Below are 15,606 nucleotides of genomic sequence, written 5' to 3' on the forward strand. Positions count from 1 at the left end.
GTTAGGTTTCTTCTATTTTTGTGTGATTATGAACATCAAAGTGAATGATTTGGTGTTCCTTCACTTAATAGATTTCGGGTTTGTTATATTCAATCTCACTGAGACGAGCCTCATACCAATTAAATTCCCCATCTTCTTCAAACCAGATGACAGTCGCTTTTTCGGGGATTCTCCACCCATCAAACTCTTTAGCCCCTTTATATCGTCCGCCCCAGTCGTTCAGTTCGTACTTGCCATTCATTTCCCTGTAGCGCTTCCCTTTAAAGCTCTCAATGTCCCCATTTTTCGTGAATGTAAAAATTCCGGATACGGTAATCCCTTTATATCCGATTGTCGCTTTTGCAGAATAGTTATCAATGCCTTCCCATTTAATATTAGGATCAAGGGCAGCGCTAGGAAACCACGGTATTTCGGCTAAATAGCGCATCAGGGTACCAGAATCAATCTCGGCTGCATTCGCATTCACAACCGGTATGAGGGAAAAGAGTTTGATTTTCATGCTTCCTTTACCAGACTTAAAAGTATCAATTCCAGACAGATGAACAAAGGGAGCCATCCTGACGTCTGCAATCCAGACAAACCCGGGTTCATCCACGGTATAGTACTGGTCCGCTTTGATGGGCATCCATGGCCCATCTTTTTTCGTCCTCATTTGCCCCTCCTGCTTTAAGCGGACTGTTGTAATTCGCTCCTTCCCTACCGCATTTGAGTTTAACAGCCATTTTTGAACCGGTGATGGAAGGCCTTGTAGGTCATTTCGATCAATCGGTTTGGAGCCCTCCACATTACTATTTTTCAGTAAACTGCTTGCGCTTTCTTCCGCCTGTTTTATAAAAATTATTTTTGCGATTCTTGGGAGTACAATGATCGCCAAGAGGATAATTGCTGCGACAGCCAGCGAAACCAATTTCCACTTTTGCATGTGATACCCCTCCTTCAATAAAACCATTCAGAATTATCATAACAAACCGAAAACTTTTCCTAAGCGACAAAAGTCATAGGGGTTGTGATATTTGGCATATGTGTTTTTCCTGGGTTGTGCTACGGTAAGGGAAACAGTAGGGACAAGGAGTGTTGTGTGATGTGCTGCGGATGTTCAAGTATGGAAGATGGCAAAGCGGTTGTTGATCACGTAAAGGAAAAAGGAAAAGCAGGGCATTCGCCTTCGGTTGAGCATGAAATCCACTGTGTGTGCGGCGAGGTATTCAAACTGAAAACAGTCATCATGAATTGCCCGAAATGCGAAATGACCTACGCGGTGACGCCTTGCAGTTCAAGTGACATCAACAACGTCAAGCGCGCTGGCATTGCGTATGCATGATAAAAATCCCTCCTATTCCGGAGGGATTTTTAGATTTTATGGCTCTTCTCTATTTAGATGTTATTTTTAATGATCAAATCAAAGGGAGTCTAGTTTCTGGTTCCCTTCCGTTTACTGAATTTTCCATTTTAATTGTTGAGTGGTTTTTTTCATATTCCATTCTTTTAAACCTTCATATGTACTGTCAGTTATGTTTGCAACATTTGCTATTAAAGCGCCATCATTCCACTCTATCTTCTGAATCGGAAATTCAAATGAACATAATATTTTTAAATCATCCGGAGGAAAAATTTCCTGAAACCTTTTCAGATCAACTATAATGACTTGATTTCTTAGGACATCCGCGCCTTCACTTTTGCCAAAAAGAAAGGCTATATAGTTATTATTTAGCTTTGAATCTTGCATAAAACTTAATTCCGCCATCTCCAATGATTGTAATTTCCCTTCATTATGTTCTAATAGAAGGTGATTACAAAGTTTCGTTCCACAACTGTAATTCAAGAGGATATAGTCCTTTTGATTGTATGTAAACAAATATTTACCTTGCATCCGATTTAATTCGTTCTTTTTATCCTCAAATTGCTCTAAGTACGAATTTAATACCGGAACCTTATCAACAGAAATGTTTAGAAGCTTTTCGCCTGGTAGTCCAATTTGAAGATATAAGTCTTTTTTCTGATTTGCTTTAAGGCTATCCTCTTTTGAATTATTTAGATAGTTTGTGTCAAAATTCCCTTCTTCTCCATTTCCAGGCATTGAGTTACTCACTATGGATTGGCAAGAAACTAATAATAGGAGTATTAAAAACATGATTGGCAAGTATTTCTTCATAACTTTCTCCGCCGTTTTTAAAAGTTTTGCCCCTTCCTTTTCTCAAAACATGCAATAGGTGAATATCCGCTTTAATGTTTAAGTACAGCGTGAATCATATGTATGCATTCAGCCTTCCCACGGAATCACGGTTAATGTTGGCCACCTGCCTTTCCACTTTACCGCCTTTGCTTCATAAATTGCCTTCGTAATTTGTACCTTATTCGCCCTGACAATCATCCCAAACATATCGCCGAGCCCATAAGGTGCATAAACCCTGTAGGTGCCTTTTTCATCTTTTCGAATGCCGATTGCGGTCGCCGTTGTCGGCCATGTGTCGATTGCCGCCTCTAGCGAAGTGTAGGGCTGGATTGCATAACCGAATTTTTTTTCATACCACAAATGGACCCTCGCCTCGTTCTTGACGTCAATTTTAAAAGGAAAAGCGTGCAGCATGCTTTGTAGCTTCATTTCGATGGACTTTTCGCCTTCCTCGGTCAAATCGCCATCGTTAAAATAAACAATGTCCATGTCGCCGATGCCGTGCTGTGGAGGAAATCCTGAAATCTCATTCCAGACGGCCTGGTTTACCGCCCCAGCTCCAATGTAGTACTCATCAAGAAGATGATTGGCCGCGCCAAAAGCCTCCTGCAGCCAGTTGTTACGCTCAACGATTTCGATTAGCTTTTGTTCCAATTCTGCTTCCGTGTGGATTTCATGCTTGTTGGCACCGCTCAATTAGATTCCACTCCTTTCCTCTGTTAACTTGAGTTTTACAGAAGCCAGTGGATTTTTCAAAGTTTACTGTTTATCGATTATCGGTTCCAGCAATTCATAGAGTTCTTTGGCTGACGCCGGCGTTAAGGTATAGACCGTGTGCGTATCCTTCAAATTCATGATTGACCCCGAAACTTCCCGGAGCCATAAATCATAGATTTCTTCGCCGGCAATCACCCGGAAATCCGGAAAAACCACGTCTACTATCCCCGGTATGCGATTTGCGCCATTGATTGCCCTCTCAATCGTTTTGATGGAATACTCATCTGTAAATGTAATTTTTTGGTCCCCAGTTAGCATTCGCACGGAGATTTCCCTTTTGGTTGTTTGCATGGAATTTTCAATTGTAAACGTATTTTTTTCGTCACCGTGTAACTTTTGCACGGAATTTCCCCCGGAACCCGCATTAGTTGAGCAGGACAGCAGGGTTAAAACCGCAATAATACTAATAATGCTTTTTAGCAACTTGGCCATGTAAACGCCTCCTACATAACTTGACGAAAGCATTTTAATTTCGTTTCGCTCGCGGCCAGAAAAAAGGCAGCCATTAATCGGCTAAAGGGTTCCGTTTTGAGGTGCTTTTCTAAAAAAATGCACCGAAATGACAGCCCTTTTGACACCGTAAATGGCATATAAAAAAGCAAAACTCGCCCCAAAAAATGGCGAGTTTTCTTTGTTGTAAATTATCCGTTCTTATTAAACTAAAGCACCCTTAGCTTAAGTGCATTTCTTCACAAATTCAGCGTTATAAACCAATTATATTTTGTTATAGTCATTATCTATTGGAATGGTACTTTTCTTTAAGTTTTCTATATGATCTATTATGTATTTCTCAGATTCAAATGCCATATCTGGCATCTCCCCATCCAGACAATACCATTTTAAGTCCTTTAAATCATCATTTGGTTTCATATCTCCTGATGTTACTTTAGCTAATATCACGATTACAATTGTATGTAAGCTAGGTGATATGAAATTTGTAACTACATTAAGTATAGAACTGATTTCTATATTGAGATTGGTCTCTTCTTTTACCTCACGATGTGCAGCTGTAAGGAAATCTTCATTGATTTCAATGAATCCTCCTGGTAAGCCCCATTTGTTATACCCATATCTCCCACTTCGTTGACCGAGTAATACCTTGTTATCTTTCTCGATAAATACGACCACAGCAGGAGATGGATTTCGATAGAAAACATAACCACATTCAATACATTTCAATGAATTTTTAGTATTATATTTTGTTCCGCAACAAGGGCAGAATTTAAATTTAGTAATCTCGCTATGTATCTCTAGATGAGGATAATAAGAAAAAACTTGTTTTATATCCAAATAATCACCTCTAAGAAACTCATAAATTTATCTCAATTGAAAAACCTTACTTCCCTTTAAAAGTAATACTAATTTTAAATTCTTCATTTAAAATATATATCCTTTTTTTCAACGTAATGCCATGTTTGTGGAACAAGAAAAATAACAACAGTGGTAATCTAGGAATTAATCTTTCGTTCCAAGGTTGCTGCTGTTTCTAATTTTGGGTCATAAAAGACAGGTTGAATAACGATATAATTTGTAAAAAAGCCAATTACTTTTTTTATTTCCGTACTTTTTTCTTTACTTTTTTATTATTGTTTTATAAAATCAGATAAACAAGATAATCATTATCCTGTTTATCTGATTTTATTCATTATAGAAAAGTGGTGATTATTATACAAATTAAAAATGGATTCGAACAAAGTGTATATGCCATTTGTTTACTTAGTATGTTACCTGCTAAGTCCGTTTTACCAGGCGAAGCAATAAGTAACCAGATTGGAGCTTCACCTACTTATTTTAAAAAAATATTAAGGAAGCTTGCAGATTCTGATCTAATTACTTCAGTTCCTGGTAAAAAAGGGGGATTTAAACTAAAAAAGACCCCTAGTGAAATAAGGATATATGATATTTTCCTAGCAATTGAGGGACAGCAAGCATTGTACTATTCCAATAATGTTTTAGGTGAAATGGTTCATAAGAAGGACAAAGAAGCATGTGTGCTAAGTGACTTAATGGAAAGAGCGGAAACTTCTTGGATAACAGTCTTAAAAAGTGAGACTATATCCTCTCTATTTACAGAGTTGCATAAAGAAAAAGAATTGCAAAATTGGGTAAATCAAAATTTAGTCCAATAAACCAACAACCAGAATTAACCATAGAATGGAGAAAATAATCATGAATACAGATCTAGTAAAAGAACAAGTAATTAATGCTTTACAGTTTAGACATGCAACTAAACATTTCGATAACAGCAAAAAAATTTCAGAAGAGGATTTTAACTATATACTTGAAGCGGGAAGGTTATCTCCAAGCTCATTAGGTTTTGAACCCTGGAAATTTTTAATTGTGCAAAATCCTGAAATAAGGGAACGACTAAAAGAAGTTTCTTTGGGTGCTGTAAGTCAACTTGATACCGCAAGTCATTTTATAATTATACTAAGTCGTACAGATGTTAGATATGACTCTGAATATATTTTTGAACATATGAAAAACGTTCAAAAGATGCCAGATGAAATTATGGAGTTTGTATCTAATGCTCTAAAAGATACGCAAGAAGCCCGTGAAACCATAAACAACGAACGAGCATTATACGATTGGTCTTCTAAACAAAGTTATATTGCTATGGCTAACATGATGACATCTGCTGCTCTTATTGGAATAGATTCCTGTCCAATGGAAGGCTTTAATTATGATGAAGTGGAAAATATCCTAAAAGAAGAAAATTTAATAAAAGGTGAAAATTGGAAGCCATCGGTAATGGTAGCTTTTGGCTATAGAAAGGAAGATCCAAAACGCGCTAAAACTAGAAGAAATTTAAATGATATTATAGAATTTGTATAAAGAATCAATATAAAAAGATAGCTAAAGATTAAGGTAACTCCCTTTTGGTGTTACCTTAATCTTATTTTTTTATAAATAATCAGTTTTTTTCTATATCTTCCGTTGCAATCACTGCATGTAGCTTTATTACACAATTTGAAAAATAGATCGGTTTTCTGTTTGAGTAAATATCAATTTTTTATAATAAAGTTTGACCATTTTTTATTAAACTAAAGCCCCCGTTTGTTGAATAAGAAAACTTTATTTTTTTACAATCGGTATATAAATATCAAAATGCGGATCATTCACATCACGATCAACTGGATAATGTTCATGTTTAATCGGCATATAAGGATCATAGTAATCTATACCAGCTTCTCTAAATGCGGTATAGTCACTATCAAATAACCATTGATGTAAATCCGTATAGGTCTTTTGTATATCTTCTCCTTTATTATGTGTCGTCTTTACATACGTCCATTCAGGAACCCATTTTTCAATCATCCCATCAGGAATTTCCTGCTCCTCATTCACTTCATACACTGCATAATGTGCGAATCCATTCTCAATTACATGATAAGATAGACCTAATTGAACATTAGGATTCACCTTATTCTCTAACTCATCGGCACGGTCTTCAACTTGTTGAATGACGTTTTTTAAATTCGGTACAATTTCAGAGAATGTTCCCTCCCATTTTAATCCTACTGTCCGATAGGCCGGTAACGTTATAATTTCATAACTCAATTTATTCCCTCCCTTTCTCCTAGCGTCATAAATTCCTTTTTAACAGTTTTCGCTATCTATGGGTAAATTACCTTCTTTCACTAAACTGCCCCGGTAGTTAAAGAAGAAAAAGATATTGCTGGCATCCCAAGTGACATTGAAATTGTCAGTTATTATGGCACTACATTTTAAACTTACAATACTTATTGTCCATTATAAATTTTAATGTCAATTGCTATATCAAAACGATGAAATAAGTTAAAAACCTTAATAAATATGAAAACTGACGTGTGCGAATTCACACGTCAGTTATAATGTCATTTTTGAATAAAACACCTCAAAACGGAACCCTTTATTAATCGGCTGCCTATTGGGGCATTCTTACTCCTTTTTCCTTTGTTCAAAAATCGTTTTGTAGATGTTTCTGACATTTTCGAGCGGGCTTTCATCGATGAAGTAGGCGATGGCCGCTTCGCAAAGTGCGTAAGTGCCGGCTGTCGCGACAGCCCCTGAGATAACATTTCCGGCAACCGGGATGATTTTCAAAAGCTGGCGGGCAACCTGACGGAAAACGAGTCCCGCCGCAGCATTCACGCCAAGGGCGCTGGCAAACTCGGCGACGCCTTTTTTATCGAGCCTCTTACCGCCAATCAGCCCTATTGACGTCACCATCGCCATCTGCAGCCCTGTAATAACTGGGATATCAGGTCCCGGGATTGGGCTCATCCCGATGGCGCCGGTTATTCCCGCGACGCTTTTCCCAATCCTCCTGGCCAGCTTTTTTTGGATCGATTTAATCTTCGACAATTTCGCGAGAATCATTTGCGCCTCATTGGGCAGCTGTTCAATCAGGTAATCAAGCAGCGCATCCACGTTCCAGCGGACGTCGTAGACTATCTCACCACCTTCGAATTCCATGTAGGAACTGACCGGAATCACTTTAACAGGCGCGGAAACCCCTTCCTCAAGCTTCACGGACAGCACCTCGACCGCCTCGGCAATGTTCTTCTGCTTCACTTCATGGTCAAACGGCGGTTTGTCAACCGACTTTGGGCTAAGCTCGTCTACTTGGGTGACGACGCCGATAACCGGAATCGAGTATTCATGCTCTGCCTCAATCATTTTTCGCAGCTCGGCAAGCTGTTTAATGTCCTCATCAATTCGCGAACTAACTTCCTTCGCTTTGCTTAAAAAAAGAATCGCATCGGGGCACTTTTCCCGAATCGACGCCTGAACTTCCTCCATCGCGGTGGCATGGGAAAATTCCTCTTCGGGGCGGTCCGCTTCTCCCAAACCGCGTGTATCAAGGATTTCAAGGTTCCCTGCTTCTGATTCGTACGTATGCCACTTCCCCATCCCGGTTCTCGCCTTCACATCGCCGATTTCAGCCCGCATCTCGCCAAAAATCGCGTTAATCAGGCTCGATTTTCCCGCGCCCCTGCGCCCTACGATCGCAATCCTGGCCGGCCGTGCATCCAATGTGAATAATTTCAGCTGCTCGAGCTCCCCACGGATCTTTTTCTTCAAAACCTCCGGAAGCTTGGATTCCACCAGGCCGTCGTAAATCGACTTGATCAAATCATCTAATTGTTTAACCCGTTCATCCTTCCCTTTGTCCATCAGCAACCCCTCCTGGCTATAACTCTTATTATTTACGTTTTTATATGAAAAATGTTTCATAACAACTCATTTGCGATACCACATAAACACCATACCCCATAACAAAATCTTCACACAACTCTGCTGAAGCCGCAATTTTGTTAGATCAACGGATAGGAGGACCAATTACGTTCGTTCAAAAAGAGATGCCCCGTTCGCTTCAATTTTCCGAAAAGCTGTCAGAAAAAAGGACACCGTTACGCAAAAAAGCCCCGGCACATCCGCCAGGACTAACAAGTAAACAAAAATGAATGACACATGCCGTTCATTAACCTATCCCCTATTCATAATCAGCCGGATTGACAAAGAAACTATAGGCCAAATACACGATGAATGCGGCCGCAGTGGCGATGTACCCCCAGCCGAGGATAAGCTGGTCGATCACCAGGTAATTGTTGCAAAGATTGTCGGGCGCCATAACATACAGCCAGCCCATCGCGACAAAAACAATCGTGAAAAAACCAATGACCATATTCCGCCCGAAACCCGAGAGTTTCCTCCAGCTATCCCGCAGCGGAATCCCGGCTAACAGCGGCAAACTAATGAATTTGAAAACCTCGACAACCGGGACCGTAAGCGCCTCATCCATCGCGCGAGGCAGCATCCAGTACCCAATTACCACCACAAACAAAAGCATACCCGGAATGCCATTGCCATTCCAATTTTCAAAAAAGCGCGGGAATCGGTCCAACACGTAACGCCCAATAAAGAAGCCGGAAATGACGAGCAGCGGCATCTGCATGTGCATATGGACAATCATGATCGACTCCATGAAACGGGCGACCGGCGGAAGCGCCAAGGCAACGAGCAGCAACAAACCATAACGAGCCTGCTTCATCGCCCCTCCGCCTCCTCAAGAATTCCTTGAACCTTCCGAGCTGCCTCATCCGTCTGCTTGTAATCCATCACATCAGCCAAATTGCCCTTTGGGTCGACTAGATAGAACGCCGAGTTATGTGCGAAATTCCCCTCGTCATCCGGAATCACAATCACGCCAAACTCCTTTAGCAGCGAATCAAGTTCAGCTTTATCCTCGATCCTTGCCATCCGCCACGTTTCCCCGTCACTATCGAACATGTCCTTGTATTTATCAAGCCGCTCAGGCTTATCACGCTCCGGGTCGAAACTGATGCTCAAAAACACAATCTCCTTGCCCAAGTAGCGCTCCGGCAGCTTCTTGTATACCTCGCCCATATTCATCTCAAGTTCCGGGCAAACCGTCCCACAGCTCGTATAAAGGAACGTAATGAACACATACTTCCCTTCGAACTCCGAAATTGGATACGTCCGCGCCTTGCTGTCCTCAAGCGTTACCTCAGGAAACTGCGGCTTATCCGCCTTCAGCCGCTCAACCCGCGCAGCCTCCGCCGTAAACGCACGGAACCCATCCGTCCCAACATAGAACAGAACGAGCCCGAACAGCAGCACCACGATACTCGCCCACGTATTCTTTCCAAACCTCTTCATGAAAATCACTTCCATCCGGTGTAATCCCCTGGCGATAGAAAAGACCGAAAGCGCCCTGGCCTGCCGGTTAAGGCTTTCGAAGGGCTAGGCGCTTGGTCCAGATTTACAGGAAAGAGACAGCCGAACGTCAAGCCATCTCTTTTTAAAAAGTCCTTTGGGCCCTTGCCATAAGTGTGCAAGCCACACATCACGCATAGCGATAATCCTTCAACCGCCCCAAACGGGCCTATATAAACCTCAATCCCTTACCACGTCCTGAACGGAGGCGATCCTGGAGGGGCATTCACAATGAACTCTGTCAGCGGGATGACATATGCCATGCCGACCACGACGAGCATCACAACAATCCATACGCCCCAGCGCTCTGTCCAGTAAGGCGTTTTTGAGGCATTCTCTTCTTCCTCGGCAATCGGGAATTCCGTGTCGCCTTTCGGAGCGAAGAACATCATATTGATCACAGCGTAAACCTGGAGCACAACCCCGATAATCAGCAGCGTGCCGCCGATTGCAAGCAAAGCGAGATACGGATTCCAGCCAAGCGCTGTCGCATGGTCGCCATACGTTGAGAAGGAAGTCCTCCTTGGCGAACCCAAGAGCCCAAGATAGTGCATCGCAGTCGCCATCGTCGTCATGCCGATTGTCCAGATCCATGTCTGGATCAAGCCGAGCTTATTCATCCCGCGGGTCAGTACCCTGCCCGACAGATACGGAACGAGCCAATAGCTGATGCCGAAGAACGTCATCGCCACCGTCATGCCGAGCGTCAAATGGAAGTGGCCGACAACCCACATTGTATTGTGGACAACCTGGTTCAGCTGGTTCGTGCTTTGTACGATGCCGCCAGCGCCAGCCGGGATGAACGCTACCATCGCGATGAACGGAGCAAGGAAGCGCACATCGCCCCATGGCATTTTTTTATACCAGCCAAGAATCCCTTTGCCGCCATTTTGGCGAGCCGTCCTTTCAAATACCGCGAACAGCGCGTAAGCAGTCATCAAGGATGGGAAACCAATCGCAAGGCTCATGAACACGTGCATGAATTTAACAGATTCAGAGATGCCAGGGTCGACGATCTGGTGGTGGAAGCCGCCAGTAATGTTCATCACCACGAGGGAAATGATGACAACCCGAGTAAGCGTATCACTCCAGCGCCTGCCGCCCATTATTTTGGGCACAACCACGTACCAGGCGGATGTTGCTGTCAAATACCAAATGTTAACGAGCGTATGCCCGAATGCCCAGAATAGCGTCCTGGAAAGCATAACATTGATTGTTTTTACCCAGCCGAACGCCCAAGGAATAATCATGAATACTTCAATCGCAACCGGAATCGAGCTGAAGAACAAAAGGATAAACACGCCTGTGCCAAAGTAAGCCAATATCGGTACGTGCTGTCCTTTGTTCTTCTTCCTCCAGGTCGCTACCTGCACAAAGCAGCCGAACGCGCACATCCAGACGCCGAGTACGATGAACACAAGCCCGATATAGAACCACGGAGACGCGGCCATCGGCGGATAGAAGGTGAACATGACCGAAGCCTGGTTCAGCAAAATCGGGATAACCGCCATCACGAATCCGAAAATCTTCATCCCAAAACCGATCCACGCCATGTTCCTGACTTTCGGAAGCAGGCCGCCCAATGTATGGGACATAACCGCGTAGAAATAGCCGATTGTGAAAAACGCCGTCATAACTAGGATTAACAAAAGTCCGTGAGCTGTCAGCACCTGATAATAGTTGAACCATGTCGGCAGTTCAAAAATTCCCGCCCGGTTCAGCCCCTGAAGCAATCCCAAAAATCCGCCGACAAGCAAGGCCGTAAATGAAACAAGCATATATGATTTCGATAAAACCGCGTCTTTCGGATTAACTCCCAGCGCCTTGGTCGCCTTTTCTTTAAAATTATGAGCCAATACTGTAGCCATTTTTGCTGCCCCCCCCTTTACTTCACCGTAATCGTCGTAGCCATCATCTGGTGGCCCGCGCCGCAATATTCGTTGCACAACACAAGATAGTCGCCCGTTTTTTCAAAAACCTGCGTAATTCGTTGGATATGCCCCGGCACGACCATCGCATTAATATTCGTTTCCGCGACCTCAAACCCGTGCACAACATCCTTTGATGTCAAAATGAACGTCACCTTCGCCCCGGCTGGAACCTCGATTTTCGCAGGGTTAAAGCTGAACGCCTGCAGTGTCATCACGACTTCGTACTCGTTCTCGCCAACCTGTTTCACGCCCGGCTTGTCAAATGGAGCCGTTTCATCAACCTTCTGCGGATCAATCGTCTCCTTCGCGCTCGGAGGCCCCATCTCCAAAGCGAACGTCTGATACCCAGTAAAAATCATAAAGCCCATAATCATCCCGAAACTCAATGCCAGCCATATCTTCTCCGAACGATGCATATGCGCTACCCCCTAATATCTGGCCATGAACAGGCCGAATAGTACGAAATAAGTTAGTAAAATGACTCCTCCAACAACCCCCAGCGAAAGGAACGTCCCCATCATCGAAGACCCCTTGCCTTTGCCCGGCTTCTTCCCTTTTTGTGCTGCCACCGTAAACCAGCCCCTTTACTTTTTTTCTTACCTTCATAATAATTGCGAATGATTATCAATAGAGTGAACTGCATCACACCCTCCACCCATCTTTTAGGAAAAATGGTTCCCCGCCCCTGTCGAATAATGGAACCAGGGTTTTTCCACCCGGAAGGCATAGCGCTAAAACCCGCGTTCCTATTGGGGTTTGAACTCTTTTCCGAAACTGCGAAACATGGGAGGAAAACACGAAACCACATACGTGACAAATTAGTGAACGTTTTCCAAAGAGGTTTAATTGAGAATCGGTATATTTTTGAAAGAGGAGTTTAATTGAGAATCGGGATTTTTGCAAAGGTAATTTTTATTGAGAATCTGGCAATTTACAGCAAAAACCGAACCGAATTTGGGAACAAAAAAAAGAAACCGCTTTGGTTTCCCTTTTAACTGCCATTATGAATAACTGGCCCATTGGACTAAATTTCCACACAAGTAAACTCTTCTTCCTTTATCATTTTTGGCAAGAAGACTCCATCTGATTTGTGTTACGGGTGCAGCCCAACAATTCAGGTGGAGGTGAATTGCCCTCAGCCGCAGGCTGAAGCTGATCCAAAATTTTTTTGATTAAAAAGGGAACAAACATTCGATTTTCATCCCGCCTTTTGCTATAATTATAGATAGGAAAAACCTTCCTATTCTGCAGGAAAGGCGTGAACAAAATGGCTAAAAAGAAACCCGTCAAGGTATTGCGTAAACGAAAGAAAACCGAAACCATTCAACGGTTCACTCAAAAACAGAATATCGGACGGACGAGTCTTACTGCCAGGGAATTCCGTCTCCTTCGACGAATGTCGCATAGTTCCAAAGCGTTGCGTAATGTGGGCTTGTATACGATGAAACAAAGTTATTTGACAAACAATAGAATGGCCACCGTGAAAGAAGTAGATGCTGCCATGCGAGCTGATGTGAATTATTGGGGGGTTCAATCGAACTCCGTCCAGGCTATTCGAAGGACTTTGCATGCAGAAGTAAAAAGTTTTTTCGAGGCGTTGAAAAAGTGGAAGGAAAACCCTGAGAAATTCACTGGCCGCCCTAAATTTCCGAACTACTCCCCCTCCACCGAAAAGCGTGTGATCGAAATCTATCAGGTCCCTAAGGTGGATGAAAACGGGTATTGGGCGATTCCGATGAACAATGAATTCAGAAAACGTTTCTGTTCGATCAAGATTCGTATGCCAAAAAACCTGTTACACAAGAAAATCTCCTACATTGAAATTGTGCCAAAGCAAAAAGGTCGGTTCTTTGAGGTGCATTACACGTATGAAGTGCAAATCGCTCAAATGAAAAGACAACCAACGACCACTGTACGTGCTTTGAGTTGCGATTTAGGTGTAGACCGATTATTGAGTTGTGCAACAAATAACGGTGATACGTTTTTGGTTGATGGCAAAAAGTTGAAGTCAATTAATCAATATTTCAACAAGACGATAAGCAATCTCCAGCAGAAGAATAGGGAGAACGGTATTTCAAAACGTATTGTAACCAATAAAATAGCAAAACTTTGGAACGATCGTGAAGCTCAAATCAATGGTTATTTCTCACAAACTGTCGGCTTGTTGTTCAAAAAAGTGAAGGACTTTAACATTGATACCATTGTTGTAGGTTATAACACGGGCTGGAAACAAGAGTGCGACATGGGAAAAAAGAATAATCAACAGTTTGTCCAAATCCCCTTTCAGAAACTCATATCCGCCATTGAAAATAAATGCTTAAAAGAAGGCATCCTTTTCAAAAGACAAGAAGAAAGCTATACCTCAAAAGCTAGTTTCCTGGATAGGGACAGTATGCCTGTTTGGTCAAAAAAAGATAAAACAACGTATCTCTTTAGTGGCAAAAGGGTATCACGCGGTTTGTACCAAAGCAAATCTGGAAGAGGCATTCACGCTGATATTAACGGGGCTTTAAATACGTTGCGTAAATCGGAAGTTGTCCAATTAGACGACAATATTAAAGTGAAAACACCTATTCTATTAAATGTTCAAAAACGTAAGGCTGTTGCCTAGCGCATCGCTTAGTGGGTGTGTCAACCATCCATGTGTATTCGTCACTTTTGTGACGGAGCTTGTAGTACATAGTTCGCAAGACTATGACTTCGCCGTACCTATTCGGAGAACCTTAACTCATTGTAGGGAGGGTGCAAGTGGGAAAACGATCATACGTCGCCAGTACCGACCAAAAACATACTTGGGGTGTCACAGTAAGTTGGCATGAATTCTAGAGCGTCAAACAGTCTAGCAATAGACGAGAAGACCTAGAGTTCTAACTCAAGCCCCCACTGAAAAGATTCACCTCAGTGGGGTAGTTGACCCGGTTGGATATGGTATTAGTATACCTTAACAACCCCCCTGCTGCCTCCTCCTTTATTGACCTGCACCTAACGTCAAATTTCATGACCCAAAACCGGCAATGTCACCACGACCGCCAACAGGAAAAGGATTGTAATATAGTTCACTGAATAAAGGAACAGCACCCGCGCCCATTTCATCTCATCTTTTGCGTAAAAGCCAAGAATCGCAACCGCCAAAAACCCGAGATTCAGCAGCATGGCAATGAGGACGAATAATCCACCGAGCGATGTTAGGTAAAGCGGCAGCGGAAGCAGGCACAACACGTAAACGAAAATTTGCCGCTTAGTCGCCGGCAAGCCGTACACGACCGGAAGCATCGCGACCCTGGCCGCTTTGTATTCGTCGTATTTCCGGATTGCAATCGCGAATGTATGCGGCATCTGCCAAACAAAAAGGATCAGGAACAGGACAATCGGGACGAGCTGGAAGCCAGAGTCAATCGCGGTCCAGCCAATCATCGGCGACACCGCCCCGGACACGCTGCCGATGACCGTGTTCAGTGTATACCTCCGCTTCGACCAAATCGTATAAAGGAAGACATACGTGAACCAGCCGATAAAGCCGTAAATCGCGGCTTCGTATGTTGTGAACAGCAGCAGAGCCTGCCCGATAGCCGACAGAATAATTCCCGTAAGAAGGACCGATTTCAGCGAAAAATGCCCCGTCACGGTTGGGCGCTTCTTTGTCCGCTCCATAATTGTATCGATATCAACGTCGTACCAATTGTTTATGACAAGGGCACCGCCCATCAATAGCGTGCCGCCAACCATTGTCATCACAAATACATCCAAATGGTCCGAGAATGAATAGCCATTGAAAAAAAGCGCCAGCCAAAATCCCGTAAAAATCGGCAGCACATTTACTACCAGCACCGGGCCTTTTAACAGCGATCGCACATCTCGCAAAAACTCCTTCAACCCATTGTTTCTAGCAACCATCTCACAAAACTCCCACCTGTAAAATTAACTAACCCTATTCTACCACTTTTCAGCGTCCAAAGGGGTGGCAAGGGAATGATTGATAGTATGTACCATTCGGGAGGGTTT

General features: G+C 43.1%; 17 protein-coding genes. 4 read left to right on the forward strand and 13 right to left on the reverse strand.

What is annotated here, in order from left to right; translation table 11 throughout:
- Positions 1-64: 64 nt before the first annotated feature.
- Complete coding sequence (locus DRW41_RS09770; RefSeq protein WP_115451805.1) at positions 65-922, reverse strand: DUF6544 family protein; 858 nt, start codon at positions 920-922, stop codon at positions 65-67.
- Positions 923-1,102: 180 nt separating this feature from the next.
- Here DRW41_RS09770 and DRW41_RS09775 point away from each other — a divergent pair, with 180 nt between their 5' ends.
- Entirely contained in the window at positions 1,103-1,321 is a 219-nt protein-coding gene (locus DRW41_RS09775; RefSeq protein WP_245959399.1) for a hypothetical protein, read from the forward strand.
- Positions 1,322-1,432: 111 nt separating this feature from the next.
- On the opposite strand, the gene DRW41_RS09780 is transcribed toward DRW41_RS09775, so the two are convergent.
- From DRW41_RS09780 to DRW41_RS09795, 4 genes are all read right to left on the reverse strand, one after another.
- A complete protein-coding gene (locus DRW41_RS09780; RefSeq protein WP_115451807.1) occupies positions 1,433-2,152 on the reverse strand; it encodes a hypothetical protein in 720 nt (239 codons plus the stop codon).
- A gap of 108 nt (positions 2,153-2,260) precedes the next feature.
- Positions 2,261-2,869 carry a nucleotidyltransferase family protein gene (locus tag DRW41_RS09785; protein WP_115451808.1) on the reverse strand — a complete coding sequence of 203 codons (609 nt, stop codon included), beginning with the start codon at positions 2,867-2,869 and terminating at the stop codon, positions 2,261-2,263.
- Between the two features lie 63 nt (positions 2,870-2,932).
- Positions 2,933-3,382, reverse strand: coding sequence for a YhfM domain-containing protein (locus tag DRW41_RS09790; protein ID WP_115451809.1), 450 nt, complete (start codon positions 3,380-3,382; stop codon positions 2,933-2,935).
- A 282-nt stretch (positions 3,383-3,664) separates the two neighbouring features.
- Positions 3,665-4,240 carry an NUDIX hydrolase gene (locus tag DRW41_RS09795; protein ID WP_181884488.1) on the reverse strand — a complete coding sequence of 192 codons (576 nt, stop codon included), beginning with the start codon at positions 4,238-4,240 and terminating at the stop codon, positions 3,665-3,667.
- Positions 4,241-4,617: 377 nt separating this feature from the next.
- Here DRW41_RS09795 and DRW41_RS09800 point away from each other — a divergent pair, with 377 nt between their 5' ends.
- Together DRW41_RS09800 and DRW41_RS09805 are read left to right on the forward strand one after the other, a co-directional pair.
- Positions 4,618-5,079, forward strand: coding sequence for an Rrf2 family transcriptional regulator (locus DRW41_RS09800; RefSeq protein WP_115452055.1), 462 nt, complete (start codon positions 4,618-4,620; stop codon positions 5,077-5,079).
- A 40-nt stretch (positions 5,080-5,119) separates the two neighbouring features.
- Positions 5,120-5,785, forward strand: a complete 666-nt coding sequence (locus DRW41_RS09805; protein WP_115451811.1) for an NAD(P)H-dependent oxidoreductase — start codon at positions 5,120-5,122, stop codon at positions 5,783-5,785.
- Between the two features lie 240 nt (positions 5,786-6,025).
- Here DRW41_RS09805 and DRW41_RS09810 read toward each other — a convergent pair whose 3' ends face one another.
- The 7 genes from DRW41_RS09810 to DRW41_RS22655 form a co-directional block, all read right to left on the reverse strand.
- Positions 6,026-6,511 (reverse strand): GyrI-like domain-containing protein, encoded by a 486-nt coding sequence (locus DRW41_RS09810; RefSeq protein WP_115451812.1) that lies wholly within the window; start codon positions 6,509-6,511, stop codon positions 6,026-6,028.
- Between the two features lie 360 nt (positions 6,512-6,871).
- Positions 6,872-8,110, reverse strand: a complete 1,239-nt coding sequence (locus DRW41_RS09815) for a GTPase family protein (protein WP_181884489.1) — start codon at positions 8,108-8,110, stop codon at positions 6,872-6,874.
- 319 nt (positions 8,111-8,429) lie between these two features.
- Positions 8,430-8,987 (reverse strand): hypothetical protein, encoded by a 558-nt coding sequence (locus DRW41_RS09820; protein ID WP_115451814.1) that lies wholly within the window; start codon positions 8,985-8,987, stop codon positions 8,430-8,432.
- Entirely contained in the window at positions 8,984-9,616 is a 633-nt protein-coding gene (locus DRW41_RS09825; protein ID WP_115452056.1) for an SCO family protein, read from the reverse strand. Before DRW41_RS09825 ends, DRW41_RS09820 begins: the two co-directional genes overlap by 4 nt.
- Positions 9,617-9,861: 245 nt before the next feature.
- Positions 9,862-11,541, reverse strand: a complete 1,680-nt coding sequence (locus tag DRW41_RS09830; protein WP_115451815.1) for a cbb3-type cytochrome c oxidase subunit I — start codon at positions 11,539-11,541, stop codon at positions 9,862-9,864.
- Between the two features lie 17 nt (positions 11,542-11,558).
- On the reverse strand, positions 11,559-12,020 hold the full coding sequence (locus DRW41_RS09835) for a cytochrome c oxidase subunit II (protein WP_115451816.1): 462 nt from the start codon (positions 12,018-12,020) through the stop codon (positions 11,559-11,561).
- Between the two features lie 12 nt (positions 12,021-12,032).
- The gene (locus DRW41_RS22655; RefSeq protein ID WP_142752214.1) at positions 12,033-12,173 is read right to left on the reverse strand and encodes a cytochrome c oxidase subunit 2A; all 141 of its coding nucleotides are present in this window, start codon (positions 12,171-12,173) and stop codon (positions 12,033-12,035) included.
- 698 nt (positions 12,174-12,871) lie between these two features.
- Between DRW41_RS22655 and DRW41_RS09845 the strand changes: the two genes are divergently transcribed.
- Positions 12,872-14,215, forward strand: coding sequence for an RNA-guided endonuclease TnpB family protein (locus DRW41_RS09845; RefSeq protein ID WP_115451818.1), 1,344 nt, complete (start codon positions 12,872-12,874; stop codon positions 14,213-14,215).
- Positions 14,216-14,592: 377 nt separating this feature from the next.
- Here DRW41_RS09845 and cyoE read toward each other — a convergent pair whose 3' ends face one another.
- Positions 14,593-15,498 (reverse strand): heme o synthase, encoded by a 906-nt coding sequence (gene cyoE, locus DRW41_RS09850; RefSeq protein WP_115451819.1) that lies wholly within the window; start codon positions 15,496-15,498, stop codon positions 14,593-14,595.
- Between the last annotated feature and the right edge of the window lie 108 nt (positions 15,499-15,606).

Source organism: Neobacillus piezotolerans (genome assembly GCF_003362805.1).
Lineage (GTDB): Bacteria > Bacillota > Bacilli > Bacillales > Cytobacillaceae > Bacillus_D > Bacillus_D piezotolerans.

Coding starts and splice junctions, on each gene's coding strand:
- DRW41_RS09770 (WP_115451805.1), bottom strand. CDS start 922: ATGCAAAAGTGGAAATTGGTTTCGCTGGCTGTCGCAGCAATTATCCTC.
- DRW41_RS09775 (WP_245959399.1), top strand. CDS start 1,103: ATGGAAGATGGCAAAGCGGTTGTTGATCACGTAAAGGAAAAAGGAAAA.
- DRW41_RS09780 (WP_115451807.1), bottom strand. CDS start 2,152: ATGAAGAAATACTTGCCAATCATGTTTTTAATACTCCTATTATTAGTT.
- DRW41_RS09790 (WP_115451809.1), bottom strand. CDS start 3,382: ATGGCCAAGTTGCTAAAAAGCATTATTAGTATTATTGCGGTTTTAACC.
- DRW41_RS09805 (WP_115451811.1), top strand. CDS start 5,120: ATGAATACAGATCTAGTAAAAGAACAAGTAATTAATGCTTTACAGTTT.
- DRW41_RS09815 (WP_181884489.1), bottom strand. CDS start 8,110: ATGGACAAAGGGAAGGATGAACGGGTTAAACAATTAGATGATTTGATC.
- DRW41_RS09820 (WP_115451814.1), bottom strand. CDS start 8,987: ATGAAGCAGGCTCGTTATGGTTTGTTGCTGCTCGTTGCCTTGGCGCTT.
- DRW41_RS09825 (WP_115452056.1), bottom strand. CDS start 9,616: ATGAAGAGGTTTGGAAAGAATACGTGGGCGAGTATCGTGGTGCTGCTG.
- DRW41_RS09830 (WP_115451815.1), bottom strand. CDS start 11,541: ATGGCTACAGTATTGGCTCATAATTTTAAAGAAAAGGCGACCAAGGCG.
- DRW41_RS09835 (WP_115451816.1), bottom strand. CDS start 12,020: ATGCATCGTTCGGAGAAGATATGGCTGGCATTGAGTTTCGGGATGATT.
- DRW41_RS09845 (WP_115451818.1), top strand. CDS start 12,872: ATGGCTAAAAAGAAACCCGTCAAGGTATTGCGTAAACGAAAGAAAACC.
- cyoE (WP_115451819.1), bottom strand. CDS start 15,498: ATGGTTGCTAGAAACAATGGGTTGAAGGAGTTTTTGCGAGATGTGCGA.